This is a genomic window from Microtetraspora malaysiensis (assembly GCF_001528665.1).
Lineage (GTDB): Bacteria > Actinomycetota > Actinomycetes > Streptosporangiales > Streptosporangiaceae > Microtetraspora_A > Microtetraspora_A malaysiensis.
Genome location: NZ_BBYJ01000005.1, coordinates 506,533 through 520,521, shown reverse-complemented (window position 1 = coordinate 520,521; position 13,989 = coordinate 506,533). Strand labels below are relative to the sequence as shown.

General features: G+C 70.9%; 11 protein-coding genes. 6 read left to right on the top strand and 5 right to left on the bottom strand.

Features of this window, described 5'->3' with window-relative positions; all coding sequences use genetic code 11:
* Nucleotides 1-85: 85 nt before the first annotated feature.
* Together AWQ71_RS05345 and AWQ71_RS05340 are read left to right on the top strand one after the other, a co-directional pair.
* Nucleotides 86-2,872, top strand: a complete 2,787-nt coding sequence (locus tag AWQ71_RS05345) for an AfsR/SARP family transcriptional regulator (protein WP_245658115.1) — start codon at nt 86-88, stop codon at nt 2,870-2,872.
* 273 nt (nt 2,873-3,145) lie between these two features.
* Entirely contained in the window at nt 3,146-3,361 is a 216-nt protein-coding gene (locus AWQ71_RS05340; RefSeq protein WP_067127426.1) for a hypothetical protein, read from the top strand.
* A 10-nt stretch (nt 3,362-3,371) separates the two neighbouring features.
* Here AWQ71_RS05340 and AWQ71_RS05335 read toward each other — a convergent pair whose 3' ends face one another.
* The 4 genes from AWQ71_RS05335 to AWQ71_RS05320 form a co-directional block, all read right to left on the bottom strand.
* Nucleotides 3,372-4,106: a hypothetical protein gene (locus tag AWQ71_RS05335; RefSeq protein WP_067127424.1), complete on the bottom strand. Its 735-nt coding sequence runs from the start codon at nt 4,104-4,106 to the stop codon at nt 3,372-3,374.
* A 238-nt stretch (nt 4,107-4,344) separates the two neighbouring features.
* Nucleotides 4,345-5,988 (bottom strand): sensor histidine kinase, encoded by a 1,644-nt coding sequence (locus tag AWQ71_RS05330; RefSeq protein WP_174550675.1) that lies wholly within the window; start codon nt 5,986-5,988, stop codon nt 4,345-4,347.
* A 115-nt stretch (nt 5,989-6,103) separates the two neighbouring features.
* Nucleotides 6,104-6,922: an ABC transporter permease gene (locus tag AWQ71_RS05325; protein WP_084258538.1), complete on the bottom strand. Its 819-nt coding sequence runs from the start codon at nt 6,920-6,922 to the stop codon at nt 6,104-6,106.
* Complete coding sequence (locus AWQ71_RS05320) at nt 6,919-7,857, bottom strand: ATP-binding cassette domain-containing protein (protein ID WP_067127422.1); 939 nt, start codon at nt 7,855-7,857, stop codon at nt 6,919-6,921. The genes AWQ71_RS05325 and AWQ71_RS05320 overlap by 4 nt, the downstream gene beginning before the upstream one ends.
* A 259-nt stretch (nt 7,858-8,116) precedes the next feature.
* On the opposite strand from AWQ71_RS05320, the gene AWQ71_RS05315 reads away from it, so the two are divergent.
* The 4 genes from AWQ71_RS05315 to thrS all read left to right on the top strand — a co-directional run bounded on the left by AWQ71_RS05315 (nt 8,117) and on the right by thrS (nt 12,922).
* The gene (locus tag AWQ71_RS05315) at nt 8,117-8,797 is read left to right on the top strand and encodes a response regulator (protein ID WP_067127419.1); all 681 of its coding nucleotides are present in this window, start codon (nt 8,117-8,119) and stop codon (nt 8,795-8,797) included.
* 236 nt (nt 8,798-9,033) lie between these two features.
* The gene (locus AWQ71_RS05310; RefSeq protein WP_067127707.1) at nt 9,034-10,518 is read left to right on the top strand and encodes a carboxylesterase/lipase family protein; all 1,485 of its coding nucleotides are present in this window, start codon (nt 9,034-9,036) and stop codon (nt 10,516-10,518) included.
* 75 nt (nt 10,519-10,593) lie between these two features.
* Nucleotides 10,594-11,454: an AraC family transcriptional regulator gene (locus tag AWQ71_RS05305; RefSeq protein WP_067127416.1), complete on the top strand. Its 861-nt coding sequence runs from the start codon at nt 10,594-10,596 to the stop codon at nt 11,452-11,454.
* A 139-nt stretch (nt 11,455-11,593) separates the two neighbouring features.
* Complete coding sequence (gene thrS, locus AWQ71_RS05300) at nt 11,594-12,922, top strand: threonine--tRNA ligase (RefSeq protein ID WP_281195415.1); 1,329 nt, start codon at nt 11,594-11,596, stop codon at nt 12,920-12,922.
* Between the two features lie 235 nt (nt 12,923-13,157).
* Here the strand turns inward: thrS and AWQ71_RS05295 are convergent, their stop codons facing one another.
* Nucleotides 13,158-13,946, bottom strand: a complete 789-nt coding sequence (locus AWQ71_RS05295) for an alpha/beta fold hydrolase (protein ID WP_067127410.1) — start codon at nt 13,944-13,946, stop codon at nt 13,158-13,160.
* Between the last annotated feature and the right edge of the window lie 43 nt (nt 13,947-13,989).

Here is a 13,989-nt window from a genome sequence, read left to right as displayed (position 1 = left end):
TTGGACAATCCTTGCGAACAACCTTGAATCGGCAGATTGGAGCCGCTACAGACTGGTGATCGAGAGTTGGAGGTGCGGCATGCCGATGGAGTTCCAACTTCTGGGTGACCTGGAGGTTCGCGTAGACGGCCGGCGCGTCGAACTCGGGCATCACCGCCAGCGGTGCGTACTCGCGGTACTGCTGGCCGAGGCCGGCAGGCGCGTGTCGATCGACCAGCTCCTGGACCGGGTGTGGGGCCACCACCCGCCTCGGCGTGGTCGCGACACGCTCTACAGCTACCTGTCCCGCCTGCGGCAGATGCTGGCGGCGGTCGACGGCGCGCGGATCGCACGGCAGAGCGGCGGCTATGTGATCAGCGTCGATCCCATGACGGTCGACCTGCACAGGTTCCAGCGCTGGGTGGGAGAAGCCCGAACCGCCGACGACGGCCACGCCCGACGTCTGCTGGAGCAGGCGCTCGCCCAATGGCGCGGGGATGCCTTCGCCAACCTGGACACCCCCTGGCTGAACACGCTGCGCGAAGGGCTGGCCCAACAGCGGCATGCCGCCGAACTCGACCTCACCGACGCCCACCTGGGTTCGGGGCGGCACGCCGAACTGGTTCCCGCGTTGACGATGCGGGCGGCACGCCATCCGCTGGACGAGCGGCTGGCCGGCCAGCTCATGCTCGCCCTGTACCGCAGCGGCCGGCCGGCCGAGGCCCTGCAGCACTACCAGCGGATCCGGCTGCACCTGGTCGAGGAACTCGGCGCCGACCCCGGCCCGTCACTGCAGGACTTGCACCGCCGCATCCTGACCGCCGACCCCACGACAACACCGCCCGCTTCCACGACAATCACACTGGCCGGGCCGCCCGGCATCGTGCCGCGTCAGTTGCCGGCCCCGCCGGCCCGGTTCACCGGCCGCAGAGCCGAACTCGGGCAGCTCAGCAGAGCATTGGACGAATGCGGCCGGCCGGGGGCCACGGTGGTGATCTCCGCCATCGGCGGGATCGGGGGCATCGGGAAGACGTGGCTGGCCCTACGCTGGGCGCACGAGAGCATCGACCGCTTCCCCGACGGACAGTTGTTCGCCAATCTGCGGGGCTTCGATCCGATCGAGCGGCCGCTGTCCCCGGCCACCGCCGTACACGGCTTCCTGGAGGCACTCGGCGTCGATCCCCAGGGGATGCCGACAGACCTGGACGCGCAGGTAAACCTGTACCGCAGCCTGGTGGCCGGACGGCGGATGCTGATCATGCTGGACAACGTCCGCGACGCGGATCAGGCCGCCCCCCTGTTACCCGGCAGCCCCACCTGTACGGTCGTGGTGACCAGCCGCCATCAGCTGGCCGGAATGGCCGTGGCCAACGGCACCCGGCCGGTCGCTCTGGACGCACTCGACGACGCCGAGGCCCACCAGTTGCTCCTCCAGCAACTCGGCGCCGACCGGTTGGCGGCGGAACCGGAAGCCGTGGCCTACCTGCTGGCCTGCTGCGCGGGTCTGCCGCTGGCGCTGGCCGTCCTCGCCGCCCGTGCCGTGCTCAGCCCGCAGCTGCCGCTGGCCGCGCTCGCCGCCGAACTACGGGACACCACCGGCCGGCTGGACGCGTGGGACACCGGGGATCTGCGGACCAACCTGCGCGCCGTGTTCACCACCTCCTACCTCGGCCTCTCCACCCGAGCCGCCGAGGTATTCGGACTGCTGGGCCTGGCACCGGGCCCGGACATCGGCCTCGGCGCCATCGCCGCTCTGATCGGCGTTCCTTCCGCCCGAGTACGCGGACCGCTGCGAGAGCTGGAAGGGATGTCCCTGATCCATCAGCACACTCCGGGCCGGTGGCGCATGCACGACCTGGTCCGCCTATACGCGGCCGAACAAGCCCGCGTGGACCAGCCCGAGACCGCTCGGCAGGCCGCGCTTCGGCGGTTGGTCGATTTCTACCTGCACACCGCCTACGCTGCCGAACGGCTTCTCGCGCCGCATCGCGCACCGATCAAGCTCGGCGCCCCCGCTCCTGGATGGTGGCAGGGGCCACCGGCCGACGACACCGCCGCCTGGACGTGGTTCGCCGACGAACACGCCTGTCTGCTGGCCACCCAGCACCTCGCCGCGAAGCAGAACTGGCACGACGCGGTATGGCAGCTCGCCTGGAGCCTGGGCACCTTCCACTTCCGGCGCGGAACCATTGAGGACCAGTTCGACGGCTGGCTGGCGGGACTGGAAGCCGCTCGCGATCTCGACGATCCGAAGGCTCAAGCGTTGGCTCACCGGATCCTCGGCCACACCTGCACGCGGATGGGCCGGCATGGCCTGGCCATGGATCACTTGCAGCAGGCGCTCACCCTCGCCCAGCGCACAGGGGACCTCGCCGCCCAGGCCCAGATCCATCAAGGTCTGGCGATGTCCTGGGCGCAGCGGGAGGAGTTTCGGCAGGCTTTGGAACACACCACCCAGGCCCTGCGCCTCTACCAAGCCCTCGACGACCCTGTGTGGACAGCCGACGCGCTCAACGACATGGGCTGGTACGCGAGCAAGCTCGGACTGCACACCGAAGGCCTCGCCCACTGCGAAGCGGCCCTGGCCCTGTTCCGCCGCCACCAGAACCGCGACGGAGAAGCCAACACACTCGACAGCCTGGGATACATCGCCCACCACACAGGTCAGTACGACCAAGCCCTGAGCTACTACAACGAAGCTCTCAGGCTGCTCCAAGAGATCGGCAACGCCTTCGACGAAGCCAACACCCTGGAACACCTCGGAGACGTCCACGCCACGATCGGTGACCGGCAACAGGCCCGCAGCGCGTGGCGTCAGGCGCTACGGCTCTACCAAGCCCAGAACCGTGCTGAGGACGCCGACCGCGTTCAGCGCCGGTCGCCTGCCGTCTGAGCGTTCCCGCTCGGGGCGGCAGATCCACAGACAGCCAGGCGACGCAGGGCCGGCCCCCAGCGCACTGATAGCGACCTGACAATCCGCCCGGAGCCGCGCTGGGGTTCACCGAGGTGGAGCGGTTTGAGGAGTACGGCGCCGAGCAGTGGTTCGGCGTGTGTTCCTCGGTCACGCCGTCTGGTTGAGCTCGCGCCCGGACGGGGTGGTGTGCCAGCCGTGAGTCCTCGTCCGGTGTTGGGGAACATCGGTACGCCGTCGGCGCTGAGAACGATCATGGTCGTTCAGGCCCTCCACTCGGGGACGTGGGCCCAGCTGATGGAGCCGCTGGTGGCCGAGCGCCGCCCCGACCGGCCGGTACCGCCGATGGCCGGTACCGCCGCGATCGGGGCGGTTGTGCATCTGCCGGCCACCGCCTTCGAGGAGGGCCGGGGCCTGTCCTCGATGAGCGGCATTCTGGCCGACACCGCCTACCGTCTGCTGCCGGCCTGACGGCCCGGCCTCACTTCAGGTGCCGGGCGAAGAACCCGGCCGCGTCCTCCCCTGCGAACTGCGGGACGCCGGTGTGCCCGCCCATGTTGGCGTGCAGCGTTTTCTCCTTGGAGCCGAAGGCGTCGAACAGGTCCAGGGCCGCCTGTCGGTCGTTCCCTTCGTCATCCCACTGCAGCAGGACATGCAGCGGAATGGTGACCTGTCGGGCCTCCTCGAACATGGTGCGAGGCACGAAACTCCCGGCGAAGAAGCCGGCGGCCACGATGCGCGGCTCGACCACCGCCAGCCGGATCCCGATGGAGATCACTCCCCCCGAGTACCCGACCGGGCCGCCGATCTCGGGCAGCGACAGGAGGGCGTCCAAGGCGGCCTGCGATTCCGGGACCGCCTTGTCGACGAGCGGGAGGACGAGGGCGTCGATGATCTCGTCGCTGACCGGCTCGCCGGCCTCCATAGCCCTGCGCAGGTCGGCGCGGGCCTGCTCGGCGGCGGCCCAACGGGGCCGGTCACCGCTCCCGGGGAGCTCGATGGTGGCCGCGGCGAAGCCGTCCGCCGCGGAGTGCCGGGCCCGCGCCACCAGCCGGGGGTACATCTTGTGCAGTCCGAGCGGGGGGTGGCCGAGCAGGATCAGCGGGACCGGCGCGGATGCGGATGCGGGCGTCCACAGGATGCCGGGGATCTCGCCGAGGGTGAATTTGCGTTCGAGGACGCCGTCATCGAGGCGCTGCTCGGAGGTGAATCGCATGGTCGTGCCTTTCGGGAGTGCTCTGAACGGCGCTCCCGGACGACCTATCGTCCGACCGTGACCCCGGAGGGGAGCACCCATGTCGATACTGCGTTCACGGGTACCACCTCCTCGTTCTCTCGCACGGCTTCCGGAAATGTAGCAGCGGTCGCCGTGGTCCGCCAACGGGTTTTCGCGGAGGCTCCGTGGGACGCGAGCGGTCATGGGTGGTGGCGAGGACTCAGGTCTTCTGAGCAGGTCAGCGTTGGTTCGCCTGCACGGTGTCCTTGGCCACCAGAATGTCGTCGAGCCAGCAGAGCCGGTAGAGGTCGACTTGGTCCAGCAGGTCACGGCCGGAGCGGTAGAACTCGCAGTGCGTGGCCGGCGGCCGGGGTGCGGAACGGGCGTGGTCGGGCGGATACGGAAAATCGCGGGCCGGAAGCAGCCGGGCGAGCTCGGCGCGGGACCGCCCTGTCTCCAGCTCGTCGAACCCGGACGGCGACAGCACTCCCGTCGTCAACTGCCAGGCCAGATAGACGGCGGCCGGCACGAAGAACGCTGCCGCGGTGACCGGCGCCGCAAAGGCGACGACGGAGCGGCGGCGCGCGGTGCGCCGTACCTCGGCGAGCCGTTTGGCGGACTCCGGGGTGGCGCCGGGCTCCGTGTCCCTGCCCGTGTCAGGGGCCGCTGCCCGCGTCGCAAGACGGGCCGGGGCCTGGTGGGGGAGGACGGCGGCAACACGAAACCCGCCCTGGTGCGGACCGGTCCGCAAGGAGCCGCCGAGAACCGTCACCCGCTCCCGAAGCCCCGTCAGTCCCCGGCGTCCGGCGCCCGAGGTCCGGTCTTCGTCCGCCTGCCCAGGCTCGTCAGCGGACCCGCCCGCCGATGGGGCCGCATTGACGACGGTCACGCGGGTGCGGTCGGCCTCGTGGGTGATCCCCACCCGGACCACGCCGCCCGGGGCGTGCTTCACGGCGTTGGTAAGGGCCTCCTGGACCACCCGATACATCCCGCGTTCGACCAGGGGCGACAACGCGGGCACCGATCCGTGCCGCTCCCAGCGCACCGGTACCCCGGAGGCGACCGCCCGGCCGAGAAGGTCTTCGACCGTGTCCTTGACGGGCAGGCCGCCCGAGCTCGTATCCGCCCCCGACTCACGTGGTTCGTGCAGGACGGCGACGGTCTCCCGCAGCTGCTCGACGGCGTTCGCGATGGTCCCGCGCAGCTCGGCGAGGTCGGCGCGGTCGCGGCCGGTGAGGTCGGGGGAGAGCTCCAGGGCGCCGGCGCGCAGGGCGACCAGGCTCAGGACATGGCCGAGGGAGTCGTGCATGTCGGCCGCGATGTCGGCGCGTTCGGTCAGCCGGGCCCGCTCCGCGACGAGGTGCTGCCGTTCCTCCAGACTTCGGGCCAGGCGCCATCCTTCCCGTACGAGTTCGCGGCGACCGCGCCAGTGCCGTCCGGCCAGCCATGGCAGCAGGAGGGCACCGGGCAGCATGGTGAGGGCGTAGAACCACCACACGGCCGGCACCCGCAGCACGGCGCAGGCCGCGACGTCGACGGCCAGGCAGGCGGCGAGCACCAGCAGCGGGCCCCGGGCCGCCGCGACCCGGTCGCCCAGCAGACAGCTGAGCGCGGCCAGCGACAGGACGTGGGCGTTGGCGGGGGTCGCGGAGTCGGCCATGCCCAGTGCGCACAGCCCGTTGACGAGGAACACCGCGGCTCCCGGCCGGCTGCGGGACAGCGGTACGGCCACCGCCAGGACGGCCAGCGGGAGCAGCAGGTCCACGACCGGCGAGGGCGCGCTCGCATCCTGGAACCCGTATCCGGTGGCGGCGGCGAGCACGGCCCACAGAGCCACGTCGGCGAGCACGTACCTGGCCGGGGGGATGCGCGGGCGCCGCATGGTGTGTCGTGTCCTTCCGATTGGTGTCGTCACGTGCTCGGGTCGATTCTGGAGGACGTGCCCGAGAGCCCGGCGACGTGGTGGGCGATCCGCGGGAGGCCGGGCCGGTGCGGCGTCAGGCGTCCGTACGGCGCAGCACGAACAGGCCGATCAGATGTGCCGCCGCGGCCCACGCGACCACGATCAGGATGGCCGTCGCCGACGTGTACGGGGCGTCCGCGCCGACGTGCATGAAGTGGTCGCCCGCTCCGTGCGGCAGATGGTCGTTGACGGCCGTGAACGTGTCGCCGCCGAGCCCCAGGAGCACGCTCGGCAGCGCCCACAGCAGCGTGATGAGGATCGACAGCGCGCCGGCCGGGTGCCGCGTGGCGAAGGCCACGCCGACGGTGAGCACGGCGACGAGCGCCTGGTAGGCCCCGACGGCAAGGATCTGCTGGACGGTCGTGCCGATGTCGAGCGAGGCCCGTCCGTCGAACGCCCCCCAGGCTACGGCCGTGCCCACCAGGGCGAACACGGCGCCGGAGAGGAACGCGACCACGGCTGTCACCAGTGCCTTCGCCGCGTGGACCCGATGCCGCCGCGGCACCCACAACAGCGTGGCCCGTACGCTGCCTGTCGAGTACTCGGAGGTCACCGCCACCGTGGCCAGGATGACGACGGCGAACTGGGAGATGACGGCGGAGGCGGCTGCGGCGTTCCCGACGGGCTGGACCGGATGGTCGTTGATGCGGGCGATCGAGGCGTAGTAGAAGGTGAACACCCCCGTGATCGCGAGGCCCGCCAGGAGACAGAGGTAGGCGGCGCGGACGGACCACAGTTTGGTCCACTCGGAGGCGACCGCCCCGGCGAAGCCGCCGGGCGTGCGCCGGCCCGGAGCGTCGGGCGCGGTCCGCGGCGAAGCCGCCTGCCCGCCGTGCGTTGTGGTCGTGGTCACTGTCGGCCCCTTTCTGCGGTGCCGCCCGTCGCGTACTCGACGCTTCGCGCGGTCAGGTCCATGTACGCCTGCTCCAGCGACACCCGGATGTCGCTCAGGCCGTGCAGCCGTACGCCGCAGTGGTGGGCGAGGTCGCCCACCTCAGCGGCGGTGCTGCCCTCGACGGTGAGTTCGCCGTCCGCCGACGTCTCGACGCTTACGCCGTCGATCGCCATCAGGCGGCGGACCAGTGTCGCCCGCTGCTCCGGGTCGGGCACCGAGGCGCGCGCCGACGCGGGTGATGCGGCGGCCAGGAAGTCCGTCATGGAGGTGTCGCTCAGCAGCCGCCCCCGCCCGATGATGACGAGGTGGTCGGCGGTCAGCTGCATCTCGCTCATCAGGTGGCTGGAGAGGAACACGGTGCGCCCCTCCGCCGCCTGGTCGCGCACGAGCCGGCGGATCCACCGCACGCCGTCCGGGTCGAGGCCGTTCACGGGCTCGTCCAAAATCAGCACGGGCGGATCGCCGAGCAGGGCGCCTGCCACTCCGAGCCGCCCGCTCATGCCCAGGGAGTACGTTCCGGCCGGCCGGCGGGCCGCCTTGGTCAGGCCCACCGTCTCCAGCACCTCGTCCACCCGGCGTACCGGGATGCCGTTGGCCCGGGCCTGGGCGACGAGGTGTGTGCGGCCGGAGCGGGCCGGGTGAACGGCCCGGGCGTCCAGCATCGCCCCGACCGCCCGCAGTGGCCGGCGCAGGTCCGCGTAGGGCCGGCCGGCGATCAAGGCCCGCCCGCGCGTGGGGTGGTCGAGCCCCAGGATCATGCGCATCGTGGTGGACTTCCCGGCCCCGTTGGGGCCGAGGAAGCCGGTTACGCGGCCGGTCTGGATGTCGAAGGTCAGGTCGTCCACGGCGAGGGTGCCGCCATAGCGTTTCGTCAGTCCTCGGAGGCTGATCACGGAGTTCCTTTGTCGTCGGTCGCGATGCTCGGCGCACGGGTCGCGGAGCACGGTGTACGGGAACGCGGAGCGCGGTGCACGGGAACGCGGAAGGCCACCGCGCTTCCCGTACAGCAGCGACGCTAGGGGTCGGCACAGCCGTCGCCCATCGGTCGAACGGCAGCGGTGCCCTGCCTTTCGTCGGGGGTGCGCCCCGACCCGGGAGGGATCTCCGGGGCTCACGCCGCGCACGGCGGTGCGCCGACCATAGGCTCGCCGGGTGGAAGAGACGACACCGAGCGGCCGGCCGGTCCGGGTCCTGGTGGCCGACGACGAGGCGATGGTCCGGGCCGGGGTACGCGCCATTCTGGCCCGGGACCCGCACGTCGAAGTGGTCGCCGAGGCGGGCGACGGGCACGAGGCCATCGCGCTCGCCCGCCGGCACCGGCCGGACGTGGTCCTGCTGGACATCCAGATGCCCGGCCTCGACGGGCTGACGGCCGTGGCACGGTTCCACCGGGAGCTGACCACGGTCGGTGTGATCATGCTGACGACCTTCGGCCAGGACGAGTACATCACCCGAGCGCTCGAAGAGGGCGCCGACGGCTTCCTGCTGAAGGCGGACGACCCGAGGGAACTTCTCAACGGCGTACGGGCGGTCGGCGCCGGCGGAGCCTACCTGTCTCCGCGGGTCGCCGGCCGGGTCATCGCCGGGATGCGCGCGCACCGGTCCGCCCACCCGCACCGTTCACTGGACCGGCTGACAGGGCGGGAGCGCGACGTGCTGGCCGGACTCGGCGCGGGGCTGTCCAACGCGGAGATCGCGAGCCGACTGCATCTGGCCGAGGGCACGGTGAAAGCGCACGTCAGCGCCGTACTCACGAAGCTGGGCGCGCGCAACCGAGTGGAGGCGGCCATCGCCGCGCATGAGGCGGGCCTGATCCCGTCGCTCCGCGGCTGACCATGACCCGGTGCCCCTCGCCGGATCCGGGAAAGAGCGGCACCAACTGTGGCAGGCCGGGTCGACGGCGTCGCGTGGCCGTCGTGGACCACGCCCGCCAAGCCGCCGCCGGTGCCCATGATGCCGACCACAGAGCGAAACATTTGTTCAATACACCCTGGCCTGAGCTTGTGATGCTCGATCTCGGCACGGCTCCACGTGCGGAGGCCGCGGAGCTCCAAGCGACGGGAGAGGTGATGACCGTGGACAGCGCGCCAGAGGTTCAGGTGGCAAGCGGTCGGCTGCGGGGTCGGATGGACCAGGGAGTCGCGGCGTTCCTCGGGATCCCGTACGCCGCCCCGCCCTTCGGGGCGCGCCGCATGCGGCCTCCCGAGCCGCCCGTGCGGTGGGAGGGCGAGCGCAGCGCCACCGATTATGGGCCGACCTGCCCGAAAGGCGACTACGGTCCGGAGAGCGCGGCGCTGTTCCCGGAGATCGTGATCCCTGGCGAGGAATGCCTCAACCTCAACGTGTGGACCCCCGATCCCCGGGGAGCCGGCTTGCCGGTACTGGTCTGGATTCACGGCGGCATGTTCACACAGGGGTCCGGCTCCGTCGCCGGCTACCGCGGCACCTCCTTCGCCCGCGACGGGGTCGTGTGCGTCACGATCAATTACCGGCTCGGCGCCGAGGGCTTTCTCTACCTCGATGACGGCACCGCCAATCTGGGGTTACTGGACCAGATCGCCGCGCTCGAGTGGGTCCAGGGAAACATCGCCGCCTTCGGCGGCGATCCGGGGAGAGTGACCGTCGCCGGCCAGTCCGCCGGGGCCATGAGCATCGTCAACCTCATGGCCATGCCTCGCGCCCGAGGCCTGTTCCGCCAGGCGGTCACCCAAAGCGGGGCTGCCGCCCAGACACACACGGCCGAGGCCGCCGTGGGCTTCGCCGCAAGGCTGGCTGAGTCGCTCGGGATCGCCCCGACACGTGAGGCTTTCAGCGAGGTGCCGGCCGAACGGCTCGCGCGGGCGGCGTCCGCCCTCGTCAAGGAGGTCCAGACCGCCTCGGACCCGGCCGAGTGGGCAAGCCTCCCCTTCGCCCCAGTCGTCGACGGCGACACCCTCCCCGACCACCCGCTCGACGCGTTGCGAAGGGGCGCCGGCAGCGGCGTGCGGCTCCTGGCCGGGTGGAACCGGGACGACATCCGGATCGGCCTCGTCCCCACCGGCATGATTGACATCGTCGACGAGCCCGCCCTCTCTGCGATCGCGGGCGCCCTCGGCGCGCCCGGCGGGACGGTCGAGCGCTATCGGGCAGCCCGGCCGGGAGCGAGCAGCGGGGATCTGCTCGCTGCCGTGACCACCGACCGCTTCGTTCGGGTTCCGGCGATCCGGGTCGCCGAGGCGCATCTCGAAGCCGGTGGGGCCGACACCTGGATGTACCGCTTCGACCACGAGTCGCCGAGCTTCGCCGGCCGCCTCGGCGCCGCCCACGCGGTGGAGGTCCCGTACGTGTTCGACCTCCTCGACGAGGAGTCCAGCTACGCCCTCATCGGCGACGAACCACCACAGGTCGTCGCCGACACGGCCCACGGTGCCTGGGTCCGCTTCGTCGCCGACGGCGACCCGGGCTGGCCCCGATACAACCTGGCCGACCGGTCCACGGCGTTGATCGACGAGCGGATCACCGTCGTCGACGACCCCGACGGTGCCGAGCGCGAGGTGTGGGCCGGCCGACGCTGATCGGGAGTTGCCATTCGGTGCCGACCGTGTGACTCAACGGTGGCGATCCATTTGACGAAGGCGCAAGGTGGTGTCATGGGGCGAGATCAGAACCGGCACCGAAGCGCCGATGTGCCTCGATGGGAGATCACGGTCCCGTCGCGTCCCGGCCGGCTGCCCGGGGTCATGATGGCAGGGTTCAGCGATCAGACGAACGAGTTCCTCGACGTCGCGTTCCTCCCGCACCCCGCGGTCACGGTGATACTCGACCTCGGCGACCCACCATTCCTCGTCGAAGACGGCTGTGGTTCGCAGCAGCGAGAACGCGTCGTCGCCGGGCTGGTGCCCAACAGGGCTCGAGGGCGGGGGTTGGCCAGACGTTCCGAGTGCCTCCAGTTGCGGCTTTCGCCGATGATCGCACGCGCGATCTTGGGTGCCTCGTGGGAGCTGGACGGGATGGTGGTCGCGCTCGATGACCTTTGGGGACGAGAGGCCGTGCGAACCCAGGAGCGATTGCGCGCCGCCGGGTCGTGGGAGGCCCGATTCGCGATCGCGGAGGCGGTGCTGGCTCGGCGGGGGGACACAGGCCGAGCTGTCGACCCGGAGGTCGCCTTCTCCTGGGGACAGATGGTGGCCAGCCGAGGGCGGGTACGTGTCGAACGACTGGTCGCCGAGACCGGATGGAGCCGCAAGCGCCTTTGGTCGCGGTTCCGCGCTCAGGTCGGCCTCACCCCCAAGCGTGTCGCCCAGCTCGTCCGCTTCGACCACGCGGCCCACCGTCTCGCCGCCGGCCACCGCGCCGCATGGGTGGCAGCAGAGAGCGGCTACGCCGACCAGTCCCACCTCCATAGAGACGTCATGGCCTTCGCCGGGATGACGCCGGCCGCGGTCGCGGCCTCGCCGTTTCTGGCGATCGACGATGTCGCGTGGCCCCCGAAGCGCGCATCTGGCAGGTGACGTGAGCGAGCCCCTGCCCGGCGGGCTGCGACCCCTGCGTGACCCGGGCACTCCTGACGAGGAATGACCGTGTGGACATCGCTACGTCCTGCTAACGTCTGCGACATGAAGCGCGCTGCTATGACGACGACGCCGGAGAGTGTCCCGGCGCGCTGACAGATGTCTTGATCCGAAGCCCCGGGGCGAGTGCCCCGGGGCTTCGCCTTGCGGTCACTCGCCCGATGTCCGCGAGGAGACCGCCATGCATGACCACCGCAAGCTCGGCCGTGAACTGGGCCTGTTCGACACCGACCCACTGATCGGCGCCGGTCTGCCGTACTGGCTGCCCGACGGCGCCACCGTACGGCACACCCTGGAGGAGTACATCCGCGCCGCCGAGCGGCGAGCGGGGTACCGCCACGTGTACTCACCGGTACTCGGCAAGCGGGAGCTGTACGAGATCTCGGGGCACTGGGCGCACTACAGCGACGACATGTTCCCTCCGATGGAACTCGGCGGGGAGCGGGTCGTCCTGCGGCCGAGCCTGTGCCCCCATCACGCGGTGATCTACCGCTCCCGCTCCCACAGCTACCGCGAACTGCCGCTGCGCATGGCCGAACTGGGGGGCATGTACCGCTCCGAACTCTCGGGCGTGCTCGGCGGACTGACCCGTGTGCGGGCCATCCAGCTCAACGACGCGCACATCTTCTGCACCCTGGACCAGGTCGCTGAGGAGGCCCAGGCGGCGCTGAAGATGATCCGCCGGGCGTACGAGGCGCTCGGCATCACCCCGACCCGCTACCGGCTCTCCCTCCCGGGCCCTGGTGGCAAGTACGTCGCCGCACCCGAGAAGTGGCGACGGTCCACCGCCCTGCTGACCGACGTCCTCGACCGCTCCGGCCTGCCCTACGAGGCAGCCGAGGGAGAGGCCGCGTTCTACGGCCCCAAGATCGACGTCCAGGTCACCGACGGCGCCGGCCGGGAGTCCACCCTGTCCACCGTCCAGGTGGATTTCCACCAGCCCGAGCAGTTCGACCTGCATTACATCGGCGCGGACGGTGCCAAGCACCGCCCGGTCATGGTCCACCGCAGCATCATCGGCAGCGTGGAACGTGCGGTCGCTCATCTCATCGAACAGCACGGCGGTGCCTTCCCCGCCTGGCTCGCCCCCACTCAGCTGGTCATTCTCCCGATCTCCGACACCGAACTGCCGAACGCCGCAGCCCTCGCCCAACGCTGCACCCGTCTCGGACTGCGTGCCGAGATCGCGGGACCGGAACGCGGCAGCCTGGGAGCCCGTATCCGAGAGGCTCGCCTGGTTCCCTACCAAGCCGTCATCGGCGCCAAGGAGGCCGCTGACGATCACGTCGCACTGCGCTTGCGTGACGGACGCCGACTCGACCCGCAACCGGTCAGTGACGTGCTCACCCACATCAGCGCTCTCATCGGGGCCAACAGCACCGACCTGTGGGCCGACGCCACCTCATAGCAGGCGTCGCGATCAGCGCGTGCCGTCGCCCGGGGCGAGGAGACTGGTGATCTCCGCGATCGCGTCGGGCGAGGGCTTGAAGTAGCGGCGGGCGTTCTCCGGCTTCTTGTGCCCAGCTGCGCGCCCCAGTCCTGCTGGACGACCGTCACGGGCATGGCCAGCTGCAACCCGGCGTCCAGGTCCGCTTGGTCGTGTATCCCGGATACAGGGTGTCCGAGTATCGGCTGCGCTGTTCTTACGGCCTGTACGCGGTGGTGAGGAAGTCCAGGACGAGGGGGCTGGCGTGGGTGCGGAACTCCTCGAAGTAGGCGTGTCGGGCTTCGGGGATCAGGTGGAGTCGGGCGTTGGGGATGCGGTCGGTGAGCAGGGGTGCGTTGGCGGTGGGGTTGAGCAGGTCGTCGCTTCCGTGAACGACCAGGGTGGGTGCGCTGATGTCCGACAGGATGTCCCAGGCGTCGTGCCGTTTGCTGGCCGCGAGGTGGTGGCGCCGGGCGTGGGCAGGCATACCGGGGTCGCCGAGGGTGTGGTGCGGGCCGGGATGGGAGGCGAGCCATTGGGGGGTGTACATCAGCTCCAGCAGGGCCTGTCGCGCGGCTCCAGGCTGAGGGTGCGCCAGGGCTTGGCGAACGTCGTTGCCCCGTTCGACGCTGTGCGGGCCGCCGGGTGAGGTGCAGCCGAGGACCAGGGCGCCCACCCGGTGGGGGTGGCGGGCCGCGAGCTGCTGGGCCACCCGTCCGCCCATGGACGTGCCATAGACGTCGGCCCGGTCGATGCCGAGTTCGTCGAGGACGGCGATGACGTCCTGGGCGAACAGTTCGGTGCTGTAGGGGGTGTCGGGCTTGTCGCTGTCGCCGGTGCCGCGGTAGTCGAGCGTGATGGTGCTGCGAGCAGGATGGAAGTCGGCGCGAGTCGCGTCCCACCAGTGGTGGTTGTTGGCCTGGCCCGCCAGCAGGACCAGCGGCGTCCCCGGGCCCTGGAGCTGGTAGGCGATGCGGGTTCCGTCCGGTGTCATTGCGTGCGTCATCGGCTTCCTCGCTCCCGCGTGGGATCTATCCGGGCCTGAGTGG